The organism is Spirosoma endophyticum (assembly GCF_900112365.1).
GTDB classification, from domain to species: domain Bacteria; phylum Bacteroidota; class Bacteroidia; order Cytophagales; family Spirosomataceae; genus Spirosoma; species Spirosoma endophyticum.
In genome coordinates this window covers 1,243,021-1,263,030 of record NZ_FOLQ01000001.1, presented here as the reverse complement: position 1 = coordinate 1,263,030, position 20,010 = coordinate 1,243,021, and the positions used below count along the sequence as shown (strand labels likewise).

The window sequence follows — 20,010 nt, the reverse complement described above, 5'->3', positions numbered from 1 at the left end:
CCGCATCTTTGTCGGCTACTTTATCCAGCAAGGGTTTACGTCCCCGTCCTGGTTTGGTTTGTAGTCCTGCGAGTCCATCGGTTTTAAAGCGTTTCAGCCAGCTATTAACACTCACATGGCACATGCCCACAATCTGGGCAACATCTTTCGATTTACGGCCAGCCGCTTTGAGTAGGATGGCTTGGCAACGCATCCGAAAGCTATGGCTATCATTGGTTTTTAATTCACGTTCTAAATCGGCACGTTGGATATCGGTTAGAACCGGAGTATTTACTCGTCCCATGAGGGCAAGTTAGAAAATAATGCAAACTATTTCTCACGGACTACTTAAATCATCTTAGCCTTATACATAATATAATTGTCAATATTAACAAAAGTTAAGATTTATTAGGACAATTCAATGATATAAAAAAATACCTTGCTTTAACCAAATGTCTTTCTAAAATCAACTGAGCTGTAGAATAATTCGAACCTTTGATACTCAACAATGTGAAAAAACAGGTACTAGTGATGACGGGTTTACTCTTCACCAGCGCAGCGATGGCGCAAACGCAAAAGGGCAATGGAATTTTAAATGGTAGTGTATCTACTAATTATAGTCGGCAGAAGAGTCCTTCCGATAATGTTACAACGACATGGTTTCCTGCTATTAGCTTGACAACTGGCCGCTTCTGGTCGGATAATTGGTTAGCTGGTTAGTCAGCTTCTTTTGTGTCAACATTCGGTCGGCAACAGGCAGCGGCTACTCCAAACCTGACTTATATTTCGAGCAACGTATCTATATCATCAACTCCGTTCGTTCGCCGGTACTAGCAGGTTAATTCTGTTTATCTGTTTGCCGGAGCTGGATTGTCGGTCAACGTAGTAAATAGGAAGCAGCCTTCTTTCGACGATAACGGGCAACCGACTGGCGTCAACTCTTCATCTTTGACTATTAATCCACGTCTGGAGGCTGATGCAAATTACTTTCTAACCAACCGACTAAGTTTACAGCTCCTGGCTGCGACCAGTTCATTACCTTTAAGCACGGCTAGCCTAAGTGCTGGTTTAGTTTATTGGACTGGCTCCGATCGACATGCTAACACGCCCGCAGAACGTGCGAATGCCCAAACAGATCCAGGTAAGTGGGTTTTAGAAGGCGGTTTTTCAGTAAACAGCCAGAAAGACAGCCAGTCTGGAAGTATCTCCACCTTAGCTTATTAGTCATCAAATAGAACCTATTCGTTCAATCCCTCAATTGGTTTTTTTGTCAAAAAGAACAGTCTGTTCGGTATAACTATGCCTATTTCTTACAATTTTAATAAGACTGAAAACTCGAGCGTGCCGGCTGTAGATAATGTCCTTTGGGGAGTTGGTATTTCTCCGTACTTTCAACGTTATTGGGCGTCAACCCGATCAACGCCCTACACACGCGTAAACGCAGGATATACCCACTATAATTCTGAGTCGGCGAATAATGTCAACGGCGGCCTAACAATTGGCCTAGCCTATATGGCTGGTGAACGATTCATTATTGAAACTTCATTAGCGAACGCTTCGGTTAGTTATTTAACTGCGGAGGGGTTGAATGGAATGAGCAATAATAAAATCTGGAATGCAGGTATCTCAACTGGATTGACGGGTAATTTTGCTGTTCGCTACGTTCTTCAATAGCGTTAGATTTCCTTGCCGTTTAAGCCTAAACTGCTATTTTTGACAACATTTAATGTGTAATTCACAATGCACGATGGGTAATTATGCATTGCTGTGACCATTATACATTGAGCATTATACATTATCTATTAAAAATGAGTTTACTGACAGGAAAAGTTGCGCTTATTACAGGTGCGTCGCGTGGAATTGGTCGGGCAATGGCCCAGAAATTTGCTCAGGAAGGTGCCGCCGTTGCCTTCACATATTTATCAAGTGTGGAAAAAGGACAGACTTTGGAGGACGAACTTCGGGCATTTGGTGGGCAGGTGAAAGGCTATCGATCGGATGCTTCAGACTATCAGGCTGCCGATGATCTCATTACTCAGGTCCTTGCCGATTTTGGAAAACTGGACGTATTGATCAATAATGCAGGCATTACTAAAGATGGCCTGTTAATGCGGATGTCGGAAGAACAATGGGACACCGTTATTAACGTTAACTTAAAGTCGGTCTTTAACCTGACCAAAGCGGCCATCAAATCCATGATGAAGGCAAAATCGGGTTCAATCATTAATTTAACGTCTGTAGTGGGCATTCGTGGCAACGCGGGGCAGGCTAACTACGCAGCCTCAAAGGCGGGCATTATTGGTTTCACGAAGTCGGTAGCGTTGGAGCTTGGTTCACGTAACATACGTTCCAATGCGATCGCTCCGGGTTTTATCGAGACTGAAATGACGGGCGAAATTAATGAAAAGGCTCTCGAAGAATGGAAGCAGCAGATTCCAATGAAGCGTGGTGGGCAACCTGGTGAGGTAGCCGATTGCGCTGTTTTTCTGGCTTCCGACCTCTCTCGCTACATCACCGGTCAGGTGTTGCAGGTTGATGGGGGAATGTTAACCTAATTATGAATGATGAATGATGAAGTATGAGTGATACGATAGTATCCCACAGAACGTCATTCGTCATTCATCACTCATAATTCATCATTTACTACGTGCGCTCAGACGTTATTTTTCAATCCTCGCCCTGGTGGATTCTGGTATGTCTGCTGGTTGGAGCAGTATATGCATTTGCCATGTACCAACCACTTCCTCGCCTGGTGGGAAGTGGAGCCCGGCCTGGATTGGCTACCGTTGGTGGATTCGATAAACGAACAACCTATGGATTAGCCGCGCTACGTTTCGTAGTCGTTAGCTTCCTATGTTTTTTACTCCTGGATCCACTTATTCGGAGCCTACGCACGCTGACTGAAAAGCCTAAAGTTGTCTTAGCGATTGATAATTCTGAGTCGGTAGCGGCAGCGGGGCGGCCCGCGCTCAACCGGTCATTGACGGCTTTACAAACCCTTCGCCAGCAGCTAACAGACAAAGGTCTGGACGTGGCTATCCGGGTGTTTGGCGACAGTATTGCCAACGATCGCGACGGCGGACCTGACTTAACTCAAATTCCTTTTACCAGCCGCACAACTGATTTGTCGGGTTTACTGTCGGGCATCCGGTCAGACTATGAGGGGCGTAACTTAACCGACGTAGTGCTGGTATCGGACGGTATTTTCAATCAGGGCGTTTCGCCGACCTTTGGGCAATATCCCTTTGCCGTGCAAACCGTTGGCCTGGGCGATACGATTCCTAAGCGGGATATTCAACTGAAAGGCGTTGTCGCCAACCGGATTGCGTATTTAGGGAATCAGTTTCCTGTGCAGGCAGAGATCGTAAGCAATGGGTTTCAGGGACGTAGCGGGACAGTCGTATTGCGACAAAACGGCAAGGAATTAGGGCGTCAATCCGTCAGTTTTGCCGGAACAGTGGGTGGACGTAACGATAGCTTCAATCAAATTACGTTTCAGACAACGGCGACTCAGAAAGGCGTTCAGCATTACGTAGTAGAAGTATTGCCGCAGCCGGGTGAATTCAGCACGCGAAACAACCGCCAGGATGTGTATCTGGATGTTATTGACGGCAAAGAGAAAGTACTCCTGCTGGCGCTGGCTCCTCACCCTGATGTGAAAGCGCTACGTAACATTCTGGAAAGAAATCTGAACTACGAGCTTGATGTCCGCATTCTGACAGGCGTATCGGCTGAGACCGCTCCGTTAGCAGACAAAACCTATGATTTAATTATTCTGCACCAGATTCCCGACAATGGGGGTGTGAGTAGTCCCTTGCTTCAGAAATATCTGGCTAAAAATACGCCGATATTATTTGTCCTGGGTAATCAGTCTTCGCTGGGGCCATTCAATACGTCGAATTCAGTGATGCAGGTGTCAGCGCAACTGGGTCAAAGCGATAAGGTGACGGGGGTGTTCAATCCTGAATTCAAACAATTAAATCTCGATCCGGCCCGGCTTGACATCCTGTCCAAACTTCCGCCAATGTCGGTGCCGTATGGTGAGTTTCGGTTGCAATCGGGTAGTGAAGTAGTCCTGTGGCAACAAGTAGGCAATGTTCGTACGACCAAGCCATTGTTGGCGTTGAACGTAACGAGTCCCCGCAAAACGGCTGTGCTGGCGGGTGAAGGGTTGTGGAGTTGGCGACTTGAGGAATTCGCTCTGACCGATAAACAGGACGTGGTGGATGAGTTGATTCAGAAGGTTATTCAATTGATTTCGGTGAAAGAAGATCGACGTAAACTCCGTGTCTATCCCATCCGAAGCGAATTTGTGGCGGGCGAGAAAGTTATTTTCCTAACCGAACTCTACAACGATATTTACGAGCAATTGTATGATAAACCTGTTCGGCTCGAAATCAGCGACGAGAAAGGACTGACGCGTTCGTACAATTATACGCCCACGGCCGCTAACAACCGCTTTGAAATTAGTCGCCTACCTGAGGGCGCCTATCGGTTCCGGGCGACGGTAAACGTAAATGGAAAAACGGAACAATCGGCGGGGCAGTTTGTGGTACGTGATCTGCAAGTGGAAGCCCTCAACACGACTGCCGATCACGGTCTGCTCCGGCAGCTATCGAAACAGACGGGCGGACAGTTCTACAGTTCCGCTAACATGGATAACCTTGTCCAGACGCTCACAAACCGCCCGCATCCTGCGCGTTTGACGAGTACGGAAGAGATGGACGAACTTATCAACTGGCGGTGGTTATTCTTCGCCGTGCTGACGTTCGTTGCCATCGAGTGGGGGCTTCGAAAGTTTTACGGGGGATATTAAAGAATTTATAACACAGAGATTCACAGGGAGTAAAATAGATACACAGAGCTTTATTCCTACGCGCCATTTGCTCCGGCTTCCGCCCGCATGGCGTATTGTACGTAGCGGATGTCGCTGTAAGAGACGTCGTTACCTAAGGCTTGCCTGATTTCACTTAGAGATTCGGATGGATAGGTTTCGAGATAGGCCTGTATCGTTGCGATTTTCCTGGCAGGTAACAGCGTTTCAACTGCTAACTCGCCCGTACCAACGTAGCGCACCAGATGACTCTCGACGGTGGATACGGCCAGACTACGTTCGGCGGCAATTTCGGCAATGGTTTTTCCCGATTGAAAAAAGGCCAGTGTAATCGCGGGCGACAATTCCTTGGGTTCTTTGGGTGGCTTGGCGACTTTCTCTTTTGGCGTAGTTGAACTGCCCGACCGCCCTGGTGGATTCTCCCGGACGATACGTAGTATTTCATCGCCAATCTGCTTCACTTTTGTCTTGCCAAAACCTTTGATCGCCAATAGCTCTTCCATTGTGGTAGGACGAATTTTGGCCAGCTCGACGATCGTTTTCTGAGGAAGCACCATGAAGCCGGAGGTATTGTGTTCGCCAGCCATGTCATTACGCCATTTCATCAACGCCCCATACAATCCACCGCGTGAGGAACCATCGGAAGTAGCTGTTTCCTGTCGTTCGAGTTTTTTACGTTCTGGCTGGAAATCCAGTTCGGCATGGTTACGTGCCTGTAAGTAAGCTAACGCCCGGAAGCCATCCCGGCAACTATCGAAACTACGAAACTTGCTAAACAGCTCCTTTTCCAGTTCATCCATTGTTTCCAGCAGCAGGTCGCGCACTTTTTTGTTGTCGCTGTCGGTTGGGCAGCGCTGAAGGAATGGTAAAAACTCGCTGCCTAACAATGCCTGGAAATAGGCCCCCGCCTTTCGTACGCGTTCCTGAAGCTGTTCGTTGTTTTCGGGCAGTGCCTCCTGCGAGAAATAGTGCGGGAGCTGTTGCACAAATCGTTGCGTTACGTCGTGGGCTCTCGTCCGAAGTTCTTCCGTGAGCTGGGCCAGCATGGGCATTAATTCGTCGGGTAAACTGCTGGCATGTTCGTTAGCAACCCGCCGACATCGGTAAAGGAGTGAAGTGGCTCGCTCAAACGAAAACAGCTCACGGAGCAAATTCTGCTGGTTCGTTCGTTTCGATTCATGCAGATGCTGCTCGTTGGGTGTTTTCAACTGAACCTGCTCGTGGAAATCCTCTAGCTCCAGTTCCGTTTTGATGCTATGCGATGGAATAGGCGAACGCAACACTAGTCCCGCGAAGGTCTTGCATCGGCTAAGCGCTACGTATACCTGCCCATGTGCAAACGCTGACGATACGTCGATAATGGCCTTATCAAACGTAAGCCCCTGGCTTTTGTGGACGGTAATAGCCCAGGCGAGTTTCAGCGGGAATTGGGTAAACGTGCCAATGGGTTCACTCTTGATTTCTTTTGTATTCGGATCGAGGGTGTATCGTATATTGGTCCAGTCAACCGGATACACCGAAATGTCTTCGCCATCCTGCTGACTCTTTACATGAATAACATCACTGTCAATGCTGGTTATTCGCCCGATTTTACCATTGTAGTAGAGTTTTTCCCGTGAGATGTCGTTTTTGATAAACATCACCTGTGCGCCAACTTTCAGGTCGAGGCTGGCTTCGGTGGGGTAGGTGTGGGCCGGAAATTCCCCTTCAACGGTTGCTGTAAACGTGTGTAGTTTACCCTTCAGCGACTGCAACTTCTGGCTGTTGATCTGTTGGGCGGCCGTGTTGTGCGTTGAAAGCGTGATATAGCCTTCATCATCACTGGGCGAGAAATTGGGAATATAGCGCTGGTTCAGGTCGTCCAGTTGGGCACGCGTGATGGTTTTCTCGCGTATGCTGTTGAGCAAGCTAATAAATCGCTCGTCGGACTGTCGGTAGATGTGTGTAAGTTCAATGGAAACGTAGGGCGTTTGACCGAGCGCTTTGCTGCCGAAAAAATAACCCGTATTGTAATAGGGTTTCAATAACGCCCACTCCTCATCTTTAATAACCGGCGGCAACTGCTGCATGTCGCCAATCAGTAGCAACTGCACGCCCCCAAACGGCTCTGAACTAGATCGATACCGACGTAGCACTTCATCAATGCCGTCGAGCACATCGGCCCGAACCATACTGATTTCGTCGATAACCAACAGATCCAGGGTACGGAGTAAATTGATTTTTTCTTTGTTGAACTTCTTGCCTTCTCGTTGCGTGGTCCCCGGCGTTAATGGGCCGAACGGAAGCTGAAACAGGGAATGAATCGTGACGCCCCCCGCGTTAATGGCCGCTACGCCCGTTGGTGCTACAACCACAAGCCGCTTGGCACTCAGTTTTTTAACCTGATGCAGAAACGTTGTTTTTCCGGTTCCGGCTTTCCCCGTCAGGAATATATTCTGGTTGGTGTGGAGAACAAAGTTGTGAGCGAGGGTAAGCTTTTCGTTTACTGAAGCGGCCATAAAAACAGAACGATATTAATCTGGCAAATGTACTCATGTTGGGCTTGCCTTTTTACTTGTCGTCGAGTTATTGGCCTGATTCAATCCTTGGCAATGGCGATTACGACCGCTCCTACAGCCATCAGCACAGCGCCAATAACAACCTGCCAGTTAAGTTTTTCCTTGAGAAAAACGATGGCCAGAACTACGGCAAAAAGCAGTGACACATTAGTTATTGGCGATACCTGAGAGGCATTTCCCAGCTTCAGTGCCCGAAAGGAGAATAGCGAAGACAGGCACGTAACGATTCCGGCAATAATCAGATAAATCCAGACACGACGCTCTATGCGCATAACATCAGGAAGATTTCCCTGCCCAATGACAACACCCCAGGAGACGAGCAATATCAGAACGGACTGAATGGCAAATGCCACGCTGGAATCGACATTTTTGACGCCTATTTTCGAAAGCGTAACGACGATGGCGGCTGAAACGGCGGCTAATAAGGCAAATACAATCCACATGAAATTGATGGTTAATGGCTAATATAGTTGGGATGAAGTCAACGCGCTTAGGTAGTAAAGTCAAAATGTAGGCTAAATGATTTAAAAATTAATGGGACGTATTTTGGCTAGATCCGTTATACTTTTGGAGTCGGTAGTAGTTAGTCATCAGTCGATAGGAAAAATCGATGAACAACCACTACCGGCTACTGACTAACTACTATCGACTAGTATGAATATTGGTGATAAAGTCCGGTTACTTCGGGCAAAAGAACAGGGAGTTGTGTCGCGCTTTTTGCCCGGCAACATGATTGAAATTGAAATTGAAGATGGTTTCCGCATTCCGGTCATGCGCTCCGAACTGGTGCCAGTTTCGCCGTTGGAGAGTGAACGTCTGCTGAAGACCAGCAATTTTGCTCCCCAAAAAACGGTAGCACCGTCGGCACCTGCCATTTTATCTAATCAGGGGATTTATCTGGCGTTTGTGCCGGTCAATGATCGCGAATACACGCTACATCTGATCAACAATACCGACTGGGAATTTCCTTATGTATTGGGTGAAGAGTCGGCGGGGGCCAGTGGAGGAATACAGTTCACCGGGATTCACAGTGGCCTGTTGAAACCTAAATCGCAGCAGAAAATGAACGACCTCTATGCCCATGCCAAATTTGAAGAATGGCCGACGTTCGTGGTTCAGGGCTTGTGGTTCAGAGCTGGAAAGTCGTCGTTGCGGGCACCGTTGGTCAAGCGATTTAAGGCACGGGCCACTACGTTCTTCAAGAACAAAACAACGGTTCCTGTATTAAGCCAGCCGGGATTTCTAACGCAGCTGGATGCTGAGACAAACGACCAGCCGCAAGCGTCGGCACCCAATAGCAACCGCGCTGCTCAGCCTCAGCCAAAGCGTATTAGTGCTGAGGATCTGAAAGCTGAGATGTTCAAACCAAATTCCGATGTAGCGGATATTTCGGTCGAGCGGCCGTCCTCCGTTGTTGACTTACACATAGACGCATTGTTGCCCAACGGCACTGGCGGCCGAACGCCGGGCGACTTGCTGAAACTCCAGCTTGATACGTTCGAGAAAATGCTCGAAAGCGCCATTGCCAACGGGATGAGCGATATTACGTTTATTCACGGTGTAGGTAGCGGTGCGCTACGCACGGAGTTGCATAAACGGTTAGGGCAACACCCGAACGTTAAATTCTTTGAAGACGCTCAGAAACAGAAATTCGGTTATGGTGCCACGAAGGTCACAATTAAGTAAGTTTCGTTGGAACATCCAGATGCGCGGAGGTACATGGCGATATCCCAAAAAGTTTTGTGCATATCTGTGGCTTCTTGGTGTATCGGTCTGTTTGAATCTATCTTGCCAGCCATCCGGCAACCGTTTGAATCCGAAAGCTCCGAAAGAGGCCTATAATACCACCGTAATGGAAGTACGTAACGAGCGATTTTTGTCTACTGTTCATGTTCCCGTGTCTATTGCGCTGGGCGACGTGGAGCGCCAGATTAATGCACAACTCAATGGTCTGATTTATGAGGATAATAGCCTAGACGATAATAATCATGACAATTTCATGACGAAAGTCTGGAAGCGAGGCACCATCATCGTCAATGCGGAGGATAGCCTGTTTCACTTCACGGTGCCGCTACGTATCTGGGTAAAGGCGGGCGTGTCGGTGCTGGGGTTCACGCAGTATAAAGAAACCGAGTTTGAAATCGACCTTCGTTTTAAAACGAAATTTGATCTTGAGCGAGACTGGTCTGTAAATACCCAGACACAGGCCGATGGCTACGGGTGGGTTCGTCGGCCAACGGTGAGTTTCGTGGGCATCAATATTCCGATCACGAATTTTGTCAGTCGCATGATCGACAAAAACATGGGTACGGTTACCAAAGCCATTGACCAGCAGGTACACCGGAATATAGATCTCCGAACCCCCGTATTGAAAGCCTGGAATACACTTCGTGAACCGTATCTGATTTCGGAAAAATATCGAACGTATCTACAGGTTGTGCCCAAGCGAGTGCTCATTACACCTTTACGATTTGAGGGGCGCGTTATCCGGGCAACTGTAGGTATTGAAGGCTACGCCCTTACGGCTACCGGTGCCAAGCCAACCGTACAGCCTGCTGTCTCGCTGCCTGATCTGACGGTCGTTTCGCAGGTGAAAGATGATTTTCAAATTGGTCTGCTCAGTGAAGCCAGTTATCAGGAAACCGCTCGACTGGCCACTGAAGAATTTGTTGGGAAGTCGTTTACATTCAGCGACAACCGATACAACATCACCATTACAAGCATGGAAATGTATGGACAGAATGATAACCTAATTATCAAGGCTGGACTGAAAGGAACCATTAGTGGCGACATCTACCTAAGCGGTCGGCCTTACTATGATGCTAAGGATCAGACAATTTCGTTGAAAGAGCTTAAATATGACCTGGATACAAAAAATATACTTCAGCAGTCGGCCAGTTGGCTGCTGAAGGGTACGTTTGCCCGAACCCTTGAAAAGCAGCTTACCATCCCAATCGGTTCGCAATTAGCCGACATGCAAAAGCTGCTCCAGGAACGACTCAAAAACAACCAGTTGGCCAAAGGCGTCGTTATCAATGGTCGCATTGACGAAATTCGTCCCGATCAGGTTTATCTGACGCCTACGGCGTTGCTGGCCGTAGTGAATGCCCGCGGTCGGATTGATGTAAAAGTGGACGGGTTGCAGTAATCCAGAAAGATACTGTGTGTAGAGAAGGCCATGACGTAGTGTCATGGCCTTCTTTTTTTGCAGCCCTAATCATACATAGCCTGATAGATTGAGTACGTATTAAATGATTGGGCATGTACTAATTTTTGGCAAACCAGGCCCTGTGAATATGACGAAATAGTATTTTAAATAATATCTATAAAAATTGAAGTAACACTATAAAATGTTATTAATGGTTCTATAGATAAATTTTTAAGTTAAAATATAGTTAAAATACCATTTATTCTTTAGTTAAACCTGAAAAAAATTGATAAGTAAGTATTTGTACTTAATATATTTACAATTTTACAACTATTGATCTGCCTAAAAAATTGTATTATTTGTATAAATCATATTAAGATCAAGATTTAGTCCGTTATTTATAGTGTTGTACATATTTTGACAGAATGCATATATAATTTTAAAAAGAATAGAAAATAACATACTAAGTATTGATTTAGGCAAATTATAGAAATTATATTTTGAGACTTTGTTAGATATGCCTCTATCTAAAAGTATAATATTTTAAATATATGGCTTTGAATTAAAATGTGTGAAATATACCTTTGTTGAGTATTTTAACCTAAGCTAGTCTGTAATGAGGAAAAATTTACTGTTAAGCCTCCTGTTGGTGTGCTTAACCTGCGCCTTTACCTGGGCTCAGGAACGAAAAATTACGGGTAAAGTAACTTCTGTCGAAGATGGTGGCGCGCTTCCGGGCGTATCGGTCGTTGTAAAAGGTACTACAGTGGGAGCGGTCACAGACGGGAATGGTAGTTATTCTATTGCCGTCCCGGCAAAAGGTAGTTTAGTATTCTCCTTCATTGGTATGGCGACGAAAGAAATAGCCATTGGCGCTAATTCGGTCGTAGACGTTAAATTAGAAACAGACGCCAAGCAACTCTCTGAAATTGTGGTAACGGGTGTTGGGGTGGCCACGGACAAACGGAAAATTGCCATTTCGGTCGAATCCGTTTCTGGCAAAGATTTACCCCAAACGCCGTCTGCTTCTGTCGATCAGGCCCTTATCGGTAAAATTCCGGGTGCGCAGATTACCAGCCGGAGCGGTACGCCGGGTGCCGACGTAAACATTCTGCTACGTGGTATCAACACCATCAACCGGGGTACGCAGCCGATGATCCTGATTGATGGGATTCAGATGGGCGCGACCAGCCTGCAAACCATTGATTTAAATGCAATCGAGCGGGTTGAAGTCGTACAGGGTGCGGCTGCGGCTACCATTTACGGTGCGCAGGGGGCTAACGGGGTTATCCAGTTATTTACCAAAAAAGGCAAAAACGGTCAGCTGAACATTGACTTTTCTTCCAGTATCGCGGTCAATACGTACCTGAACAATGGCGGCTTGAGCAAAGCGAAGTATCATGCGTTTGCTACCGATGCCAGCAACAACATTATTGGGTCGTCTGGAAAGCCAATTGTATATGATGCGGTCAATGGTATTTATTCGGAGAACGTACAGTATAATTCGACCGACCCAACTGCGACAAACAGCAAAGCATACGATGCCAATCTGCAATACCACGATCACTTCGATTACTTCTTCAAACCCGCCAATACAACCAATAACAGTATTGCGATCACCGGCGGAAGTCAGCGAGCAGATTTTGGCATTTCGGTGTCGAACAGCCATCAGGAAAGCAACATTCGGGATAATGGCTATTTCGATCGGAGCAATTTATCGGCCAACATTGGTGCGCAGTTAGCGAAAGGGCTCACACTACGTTCGATCACGCAATTGGCGTATACAAAAAGCACATTGAAATCCAGTGATCGAACTATTTTGTTCAATTTATTGAATGCATACCCACTGGCTGATTTCGACCTCAAAACCACGGATGGCTCTATTCCCCTGAATATGAACCAAACGATTGGCATCAACGCGTCGAACCCATCGTATCGGCAGGCGTATACACGGAACAATGACAATAAGGTCGATATCATCCAGAACCTGAACCTTAATTACAAGTTTCCAAAATTTGTTGACCTGGACCTGAAATACGGGCTGAATTTCCAGACGCAGAACCGTGATCTGGAATATGCCAATCAGGCAAATAATGCCAACAACAAATATTGGTTAACACAAGGCACGACCAATTATATTTCGCTCAACAACACGACTAATACCGGTGAGTTAGTGAAGTATGCATGGAGCAAAATGTTCCAGAACTTCCTGGCAACGGCAACGGCTACCTTCGATTTTAAAGAAGATTTTCACCTGAATATTCCGATCAAATCGACAACGCAGGCGTTGTTCGACTGGCGCAATAGCAAGGTTAAAGAATATACCAGTGATGCTATTGGTTTGCCCGCTGCCTATGCACCCTACAATGCCGCCAACACAACATCATGGCGGGTATATCGCGATTATGTAGAGCCATTTATTACGTATGGTTATCTGGTAAACCAACGGTTCGAAATCGGCGAATTTGCCGGTATCTCGGGCGGTTTCCGGAGCGATTATTCATCGGCATTTGGTCAGGGTTCCAAGCCCTTTACTTTCCCACGTGGCGATGCTTATCTGCGCCTGTCGTCTTTGAAGTTCTGGGAAAATAGCCCAATAAACAATTTCCTGCCAGAATTAAAGCTACGGGCAGCCTATGGTCAGGCCGGGATACAGCCCCAGCCGTTTGACCGCTACGTAACCATCACACCATCAACGGTGGGTAACACAACCGCCTTCTATTATGCTAACCAGCAGAGCAATCCAGCTCTTGGGGTAGAGGTTTCGGAAGAGTTAGAAGTTGGAACCGACATGGTGTTCAGTTTATTCAAGGGGAGCAGCTGGTTGAATGCCATTGCCTTGTCGGCGACGTATTGGGATCGGAAAACGAAAGATGCCATCTATCAGGTTGATGTAGCGCCTTCTGTCGGTTTAGGAAAGCTGACTGATAACGCTTTTACCTTAGGCTCGAACGGGCTTCAGATGTCGTTAAACTCGACGGTTTACCACAGCACGAATCTCAAGTGGAACACGACGGTCAATTTTGGTAAGCAGTCTTCTAAAATAATTGCTGTTCGGGGCGATGCGCCAATCATCGTTACGTCCAACGCCGGAAGCACCAACTACGTATTGAAAGCGGGCGAAAAAATTGGTCAGTTGTACGGCTACAAAAATCTGCACAGCGTCGATGAGCGCGATCCCAACGGCAATTTCTTTATTCCACAGGCCGATCAGGAAGGCTATACCGTTGCCAGCAATGGATTTGTGGTTAACAAAACAACCAAACAGCCTTATTTCACGGCCGACAAGTTCAGTTTCGGTGATCCAAACCCGAAGTTTAACATGTCGTTCATTAACGATATAACCTTCAAAAACTTCCTCACATTCGGCATTCAGCTTGATTGGGTGAATGGTAACCACCTGTACAATCAGACAAAAGAATGGATGTACCGTGACGGTATCCACAGTGATTACGCTACTCCATTCACCATTGATGGGAACACGGGTGCCTGGACGGCCTTTTACCGGGGTATTTATGCGCAACGGACGGCCAACGGTACCAAAGATTATTTCTATGAAGATGCTTCGTTCCTGCGTCTGCGGAATATTTCAGTAGGTGTCGATTTTGCCAAACTGTTCAAGATTCCGGCGGTTAAGCGCCTTCAGCTTGTTCTGTCGGGACGTAACATCTGGACGGCGACTAAGTACACCGGTTTTGACCCGGAAATCAGCTCAGGAACGTCGAACTCGGCCTGGGATAGAGGAACCGACCACAGCACGATGCCAAACTTTAAGTCGTATCAGGCTTCGCTGAACTTCGGATTTTAAGGCAACCCATCTCAAAAAACTGACCTCATGAATAAAATAAAAATACTTGCTTTAACCCTGGCTTTCTCCGGGTTTATGGCAGCCTGTAAAGAACAACTGGACGTTCAGAACCCCAACCAGCCCTCGTCGCCGGCTCTGAAAACCGAAACCGGACTCGTTTCGTTTGGCGAAGGGTTTTATATAACGGGCTTTAAAGACGTAAAATACTACGATGGCACGCCAGGGTATTTCTGGTCAGGAGCCATTGGCAATCACGAGTTAATGGGCGACGTGATCGGGACGGATATTGCTAACGTCTTTATCAATCAGATTGGTGCGCCAAACCAGATCACGCTCGACGATGGTACCGTACTGCTCAACCCAAACTCGCCGAATAAACAGATCGACTTCATCCGGATTACCGCTAACGTCAATTCGACGGGTTTTCAGAATTCGACCTATTACGAATGGGCGTATATGTACAACATGAACAATGCGGCTAATACGATCCTGACTAACATTGATGCGGTAACCTTCTCAGGTGCAGCGGATACGAAAAAAGGTGTTTTGAAAGCCTGGGCGTACTGGTGGAAAGGTTATGCCTACTCCCGGATTGGTTCCATGTATTACGCCGGGATTATTAATGACAAAGCAAATGGTGAAGCCCTGAATGGTACTAACGGTAACTACGTATCCAAAGAGGCTATGATCATAGAAGCGAACAAGAACTTTGACGCAGCGTCTACAATCCTGGCCGGTTTAACTGTCAATGCCGATTACACCGCAACGATGGAAGGACTTATTCCAAACTTCAACCGGGTTGGTAAAGGTGGCGTATTGACACCCGTCATGTGGCAACGGAGTATCAACACGATGAAAGCCCGTAATCTTCTGGTTAACACCCGTGTCAGTGCTATGACGGCTGCCCAGTGGGCTGACATTATCACGCTGACAACAAATGGAGTTCAGGCATCAGACTTTGTCTTTACAGGCCGGTCCAATACAAACGGTGATTTCTTGTCCCCAACCGCCGGAACTGTCTCCGGGAAAACAACCGGCGCGAACAATACGTACAAAATTACGGAGCGTCTCATCCAGGATTTTAAGACGGGTGACCTGCGTTTTACGAATAACTTCAGAAAAAGAACCGCTCCCTATATCGGTGAAACCTCACGTGGCAATTCATTTTTCACGCGCTATGATCTGATCAATCGGGGTGCTACTGGTTCAGAAGGAACGGCATCTGTTATTACGTATTCAAACACGAACGCGGGCGGCTACGAATTATACCTGGCGAGTTCCTACGAAGAAAATCAGTTGATGAAAGCAGAAGCGTTGATCAACACGGGTAAAATAGAAGATGGTCTTGCCCTGATCGATGAAGTACGTAAAGCACAGGGAGCTGGTTTGACGGCAGTTGCCGGAACGAGTCTGTCGCTGGATGCCGCCAAGGAGGAACTCCGTCGGGAACGGCGCATTGGTCTGTTATTTCGTGCGTTATCTTTCTACGATGCCCGTCGTTGGGGATTGCTGGAGAATGGTCGGAAAGGTGCTGTTGCCCTTAGCCGGACGGGCGTTGTAAGCACGAACGCCACTATTACGTATGGCTACCTGGATTATTGGGATGTACCAGACAATGAAATCGTATACAACCCGCCATCCAGCAGCAGCGCACCAACGAAAAATCCAAAATAAATTCCTTTGATGGTCACGCGGCCATTAACTGATAAAATTAAAACTCCTGGTACGTAGTGAAAAGCTACTGATACCGGGAGTTTTTGTATGTAGACACCATCCAGTGTTCCTCAAAAAGTCCAGAGGACTTGACATTAGATAGCCCTGAGTTTTTATTCGGGGTTTGAGGTCGTACCTTTGCCATCCCTGATCGATACGAATCGGCTTATCGCGTCTAAGTAATTGGGCGAGGAAAGTCCGGGCAGCGCAGGGCACCCTACTTCCTAACGGGAAGGCGGACGGTTGGGAACGACCGTTCGACAGCCAGTGTCACAGAAAATATACCGCCATCTTTTCAATGAGCGAATGACAAAATGAGTGAAAGAGCGAATAGCTGACGCAAGCCCTATTCACTCATTGTCTCTTTCACTCATTCGCTCATTGAAAAGGTGGTAAGGGTGAAAAGGTGGGGTAAGAGCCTACCGCCCGACGGGCGACCGGCGGGGCAGGATAAACCTTAGGGGCTGAAAGACCAAATAAGCGTCGGATGTGGGGCGGCTCGTTTCCGTTCCAGAGCAATCCCAACCGGGAACGATCTGGATGCCGACGCGGGTAGGTCGAACGAGGTGGTCGGTGACGACCATCCCAGATAAATGATAGGCTATTTGATACGTGCTGAAAGGCATGAATTGAAAGACAGAACCCGGCTTATAGATTCGTATCGTGACGGTTTTTTTATTGGTTTGAGGATTGTACTGAAACATCTGAAGTTATATTGCTATACTTCAGATGTTTCAGTACAATCCTCAAACTTTTTTCGTACCTTTGCGGCCACGTTTTACAGGGGGGATGCGTCTCCCATCAAAACCAACCAAGCACAAATGAGTGTTAAGATTCGTTTAGCGCGTCGCGGACGCAAGAAAATGGCGATGTATGACATCGTAGTGGCAGAATCAACTTCCCCACGCGATGGCCGGTTTATCGAAAAAATCGGTTCATACAACCCCAACACCGACCCTTCTACGGTCGTATTGAAGTCAGAACGGGCCGTTTATTGGCTCATGGTTGGTGCTCAGCCGACGGATACCGCTCGTTCGGTATTGTCGCACGAAGGCATCATGTATCGCAAACACTTGCAGGTAGGCGTCAACAAAGGGGCCATCTCGCAGGAACAGGCCGATGAGAAATACGCGACCTGGAAAGGCGAAAAAGCAGATCGGAAAGCTGGTGCTGCCGATACCAAAACTCAGACGAAAGAGCAGGCTCGCGCTTCTCGTTTAGACGCTGAGAAAAAGGTGAACGAAGCCCGTGCTGAAGCTATTGCCAAGAAAAACAAGGTAGAAGAGCCAGTCGTAGAAGCGCCAGTTGCTGAAGAAGCTGCTCCGGCAGTTGAAGAAGCACCAGTAGCCGAAGTTGCTGCACCTGTAGAAGCTCCAGCGGTTGAAGAAGCACCCGTACCAGTAGCGGAAGCTGCTCCCGCTGCTGAAACTCCAGCAGCAGAGGCACCTGTAGCGGAAGCTGCTCCTGTTGCTACAGCTACAGAAGCACCTGCTGAAGAGAAGCCAGCGGCAGAATAGGTTTTTCAAAATTTCTTAAGAAAGAGCCTGTTCGTTTCTGAACAGGCTCTTTTTGTAACTAACGCGGTCGGCCGATACAACGGTAGAGGGCCGCATTCCGGGCGGCTTTCCAGCCGCGTTACGTATGACTAAAGATGATTGCTATCAGGTAGGCCATATCACCAAAACACACGGTGTCAGCGGTGAATTAGTGCTTTTTTTAGATGTTGACGATCCTGCCGAATATGCTGATCTGGAATCGGTATTGCTGGAAGTGCGGGGTGATCTGATTCCCTATTTTATTGAGTCCATCGCTATTGTGAAGGGCAGCCGCGCCATCATCGCCTTTGAAGATGTAGACACGATTGAACAGGCTGAACGGCTCATTAACTGCGGGGCGTTTTTGCCATTAGACGAATTGGAACCCATTACGGACGAAACTCGATTTTATTTCCACGAAATCGTTGGCTATCAGATTATTGATGCCGAAGCCGGTGAACTAGGTATCGTGCGGGGCGTTTATGCTATGAATGCGCAGGATCTGATTGCGATGGATTATCAGGGAAAAGAGGTTCTAATTCCGATTAACAGTGACATTGTGAGAACAGTTGACCGCGCCAACCAAAAGTTGAACGTAGCACTGCCCGACGGTTTGCTGGAAATTTATATGGAAGAGGACAGCAAGGATAAACCGGAAATCGACAGCGACGACACCGATGAAGATTGATATTATTACCTGCCTGCCTCGCTTGCTCGACAGTTTCTTTGCTCATTCGATTCTGCAACGTGCCCAAGTGGGTGGCTACGTAGAAGTCGTAGTGCATGATCTGCGCGATTATACGGCCGACAAACACCGACGAGTGGATGACTATGCTTTTGGGGGCGGGGCGGGTATGGTCATGCAGATCGAACCGATTGCCCGCTGTATCCGGTCGTTGCAAGCCGAACGCCCATACGACGAGGTGATCTATATGACACCCGACGGCACACGCTTGAACCAACAAACGACGAATGCATTATCGCTACGTCAGAATCTGATTATTCTCTGCGGTCATTATAAAGGCGTTGATGAGCGGGTTCGGGAATTATTCATTACAAAGGAAATCAGCATTGGCGATTACGTATTATCAGGAGGAGAATTGGCTGCGGCAGTGCTTTCCGACGCCATTATTCGCTTGTTGCCGGGCGTATTGAATGATGAAACGTCAGCCTTAACCGACTCGTTTCAGGATAATTTACTCGCTCCACCCGTATACACCCGTCCCGCTGAATTTGAAGGCCACCGTGTGCCGGATATTCTGTTGTCGGGTCACGAAGCCAAGATTGATGAGTGGCGGCATGAACAGGCCCTTGAACGCACCAGGATCAGACGACCGGATTTGCTGGATTGAAAGGCCATCCTGTGAACTTAATGGCTGGCTTTGGGTTAAGTGTGTACCCAAATCAGCCATATTTTATGCAACTTTTAGTCTTAGGAGCCACGGGCGGAACAGGAAAGCAAACTGTTGAGCAGGCCCTTGAGCGTGGACATTACGTAACGGCCTTTGTTCGTAATCCGACTAAGCTATCCATTCAACACCCCAATCTGACAGTACTCACTGGCGACGTATTAAAGCCCGAGACCCTGGTGGCAGCGGTTCGTCGGCAGGATGCCGTTATTTGTTCACTTGGCAGTAAACCCGGACAAAAAGATCATCCTGTGGCTGATGGCACGGTCAATTTGATTGACGCCATGCAGCATGTAGGCGTCCGAAGATTGCTGGTTGTATCGTCGATGGGTGTCGGGAGCAGCTACGAGGAAATGAACATAATTGGCAAAGTATTAATGAATACACTCCTGCGTAGCGTTATGGCTGAAAAAGAAAAGCAGGAACAGGCTGTTCAACAGAGTAATCTCGATTGGCTGATCGTGCGTCCCACCAACCTGACAAACGGTCCCATTACGGGCCAATACAAAGTCGGAGAACATCTGCCCTTTTCAACATTTGCTTTCCCACATATCAGCCGTGCCGACGTAGCTGCTTTTATGCTCGATCAATTGGATAACGATACGTACCTGCGCAAAGCGGTGACGATTACGGAGCGGTAAAGTATGCGTATCAGTTAGGATGTGAACTAACAATTTTGCAATCGCAACGTTTAGTCCCCGCTGGTAAGGCAACTGGCTTGTCAAAAAAGCTACTGGGTAAAAGCGTCCGGGAAAACGTCGTATATTTCTCTTTCAGGATGTTTCCGGATTTATCATAAGCCGTCAGCTTAACGGATATGTCGCTATGGGAACGTAACGATCGATTCCGCACCGATACGTTTACAGAGGAAGCAACCACTACGTTGTCCAGGTCTGAGCAGTCAACGGCAAGGTCGATTGTTTGTGGACTAAGTGATGTATTGTTTTGCTTTGAAACGACGTAAAGAATAACCCCTCCAATCACGACCACAATCAGCAGTAGTCGAATAAATGCTTTCATAAATAA

Annotated in this window: 16 protein-coding genes and 1 other RNA gene; 13 read left to right on the top strand and 4 right to left on the bottom strand. The window is 47.5% G+C overall.

Annotated features, from left to right (window positions below):
• A partial coding sequence (locus BM202_RS05060; protein WP_143100632.1) for a helix-turn-helix domain-containing protein occupies positions 1-283 on the bottom strand: 283 nt, incomplete at its 3' end.
• Positions 284-927: 644 nt separating this feature from the next.
• Here BM202_RS05060 and BM202_RS37100 point away from each other — a divergent pair.
• From BM202_RS37100 to BM202_RS05040, 4 genes are all read left to right on the top strand, one after another.
• A complete protein-coding gene (locus BM202_RS37100) occupies positions 928-1,203 on the top strand; it encodes a hypothetical protein (protein ID WP_177236504.1) in 276 nt (91 codons plus the stop codon).
• Positions 1,204-1,278: 75 nt separating this feature from the next.
• Positions 1,279-1,653: a hypothetical protein gene (locus tag BM202_RS05050; RefSeq protein WP_093823520.1), complete on the top strand. Its 375-nt coding sequence runs from the start codon at positions 1,279-1,281 to the stop codon at positions 1,651-1,653.
• Between the two features lie 134 nt (positions 1,654-1,787).
• Positions 1,788-2,534, top strand: coding sequence for a 3-oxoacyl-[acyl-carrier-protein] reductase (gene fabG, locus BM202_RS05045; RefSeq protein ID WP_093823518.1), 747 nt, complete (start codon positions 1,788-1,790; stop codon positions 2,532-2,534).
• A gap of 173 nt (positions 2,535-2,707) precedes the next feature.
• Positions 2,708-4,795, top strand: coding sequence for a VWA domain-containing protein (locus tag BM202_RS05040; RefSeq protein ID WP_245776529.1), 2,088 nt, complete (start codon positions 2,708-2,710; stop codon positions 4,793-4,795).
• Positions 4,796-4,851: 56 nt separating this feature from the next.
• On the opposite strand, the gene BM202_RS05035 is transcribed toward BM202_RS05040, so the two are convergent.
• Together BM202_RS05035 and BM202_RS05030 are read right to left on the bottom strand one after the other, a co-directional pair.
• Positions 4,852-7,311, bottom strand: a complete 2,460-nt coding sequence (locus tag BM202_RS05035) for a helix-turn-helix domain-containing protein (RefSeq protein WP_093823516.1) — start codon at positions 7,309-7,311, stop codon at positions 4,852-4,854.
• Between the two features lie 80 nt (positions 7,312-7,391).
• Entirely contained in the window at positions 7,392-7,814 is a 423-nt protein-coding gene (locus BM202_RS05030) for an EamA family transporter (protein ID WP_093823514.1), read from the bottom strand.
• 211 nt (positions 7,815-8,025) lie between these two features.
• Between BM202_RS05030 and BM202_RS05025 the strand changes: the two genes are divergently transcribed.
• From BM202_RS05025 to BM202_RS04985, 9 genes are all read left to right on the top strand, one after another.
• Positions 8,026-9,057, top strand: coding sequence for a Smr/MutS family protein (locus BM202_RS05025; RefSeq protein ID WP_093823512.1), 1,032 nt, complete (start codon positions 8,026-8,028; stop codon positions 9,055-9,057).
• 124 nt (positions 9,058-9,181) lie between these two features.
• Positions 9,182-10,519, top strand: coding sequence for a DUF4403 family protein (locus BM202_RS05020; RefSeq protein ID WP_245776521.1), 1,338 nt, complete (start codon positions 9,182-9,184; stop codon positions 10,517-10,519).
• Between the two features lie 616 nt (positions 10,520-11,135).
• Positions 11,136-14,327, top strand: a complete 3,192-nt coding sequence (locus BM202_RS05015; protein ID WP_093823508.1) for a SusC/RagA family TonB-linked outer membrane protein — start codon at positions 11,136-11,138, stop codon at positions 14,325-14,327.
• A 27-nt stretch (positions 14,328-14,354) separates the two neighbouring features.
• Entirely contained in the window at positions 14,355-16,001 is a 1,647-nt protein-coding gene (locus tag BM202_RS05010) for a RagB/SusD family nutrient uptake outer membrane protein (RefSeq protein WP_093823506.1), read from the top strand.
• Positions 16,002-16,193: 192 nt separating this feature from the next.
• An RNA gene (gene rnpB / locus BM202_RS05005) (RNase P RNA component class A) lies at positions 16,194-16,707 on the top strand.
• A 154-nt stretch (positions 16,708-16,861) separates the two neighbouring features.
• Positions 16,862-17,557 (top strand): 30S ribosomal protein S16, encoded by a 696-nt coding sequence (locus BM202_RS05000; protein ID WP_093823504.1) that lies wholly within the window; start codon positions 16,862-16,864, stop codon positions 17,555-17,557.
• 124 nt (positions 17,558-17,681) lie between these two features.
• Positions 17,682-18,263: a ribosome maturation factor RimM gene (gene rimM, locus BM202_RS04995; protein WP_093823502.1), complete on the top strand. Its 582-nt coding sequence runs from the start codon at positions 17,682-17,684 to the stop codon at positions 18,261-18,263.
• Entirely contained in the window at positions 18,253-18,927 is a 675-nt protein-coding gene (gene trmD, locus BM202_RS04990; RefSeq protein ID WP_093823501.1) for a tRNA (guanosine(37)-N1)-methyltransferase TrmD, read from the top strand. The genes rimM and trmD overlap by 11 nt, the downstream gene beginning before the upstream one ends.
• 65 nt (positions 18,928-18,992) lie before the next feature.
• A complete protein-coding gene (locus BM202_RS04985; RefSeq protein ID WP_093823684.1) occupies positions 18,993-19,625 on the top strand; it encodes an NAD(P)-dependent oxidoreductase in 633 nt (210 codons plus the stop codon).
• 10 nt (positions 19,626-19,635) lie between these two features.
• Here BM202_RS04985 and BM202_RS04980 read toward each other — a convergent pair whose 3' ends face one another.
• Positions 19,636-20,004, bottom strand: a complete 369-nt coding sequence (locus tag BM202_RS04980; protein ID WP_093823499.1) for a hypothetical protein — start codon at positions 20,002-20,004, stop codon at positions 19,636-19,638.
• Between the last annotated feature and the right edge of the window lie 6 nt (positions 20,005-20,010).

What these genes read in the sequence shown, in the direction of transcription:
- BM202_RS05050 (WP_093823520.1), top strand. Translation starts at nt 1,279, where the DNA reads ATGCCTATTTCTTACAATTTTAATAAGACTGAAAACTCGAGCGTGCCG.
- fabG (WP_093823518.1), top strand. Translation starts at nt 1,788, where the DNA reads ATGAGTTTACTGACAGGAAAAGTTGCGCTTATTACAGGTGCGTCGCGT.
- BM202_RS05040 (WP_245776529.1), top strand. Translation starts at nt 2,708, where the DNA reads ATGTACCAACCACTTCCTCGCCTGGTGGGAAGTGGAGCCCGGCCTGGA.
- BM202_RS05035 (WP_093823516.1), bottom strand. Translation starts at nt 7,311, where the DNA reads ATGGCCGCTTCAGTAAACGAAAAGCTTACCCTCGCTCACAACTTTGTT.
- BM202_RS05030 (WP_093823514.1), bottom strand. Translation starts at nt 7,814, where the DNA reads ATGTGGATTGTATTTGCCTTATTAGCCGCCGTTTCAGCCGCCATCGTC.
- BM202_RS05025 (WP_093823512.1), top strand. Translation starts at nt 8,026, where the DNA reads ATGAATATTGGTGATAAAGTCCGGTTACTTCGGGCAAAAGAACAGGGA.
- BM202_RS05015 (WP_093823508.1), top strand. Translation starts at nt 11,136, where the DNA reads ATGAGGAAAAATTTACTGTTAAGCCTCCTGTTGGTGTGCTTAACCTGC.
- BM202_RS05010 (WP_093823506.1), top strand. Translation starts at nt 14,355, where the DNA reads ATGAATAAAATAAAAATACTTGCTTTAACCCTGGCTTTCTCCGGGTTT.
- BM202_RS05000 (WP_093823504.1), top strand. Translation starts at nt 16,862, where the DNA reads ATGAGTGTTAAGATTCGTTTAGCGCGTCGCGGACGCAAGAAAATGGCG.
- rimM (WP_093823502.1), top strand. Translation starts at nt 17,682, where the DNA reads ATGACTAAAGATGATTGCTATCAGGTAGGCCATATCACCAAAACACAC.
- trmD (WP_093823501.1), top strand. Translation starts at nt 18,253, where the DNA reads ATGAAGATTGATATTATTACCTGCCTGCCTCGCTTGCTCGACAGTTTC.
- BM202_RS04985 (WP_093823684.1), top strand. Translation starts at nt 18,993, where the DNA reads ATGCAACTTTTAGTCTTAGGAGCCACGGGCGGAACAGGAAAGCAAACT.
- BM202_RS04980 (WP_093823499.1), bottom strand. Translation starts at nt 20,004, where the DNA reads ATGAAAGCATTTATTCGACTACTGCTGATTGTGGTCGTGATTGGAGGG.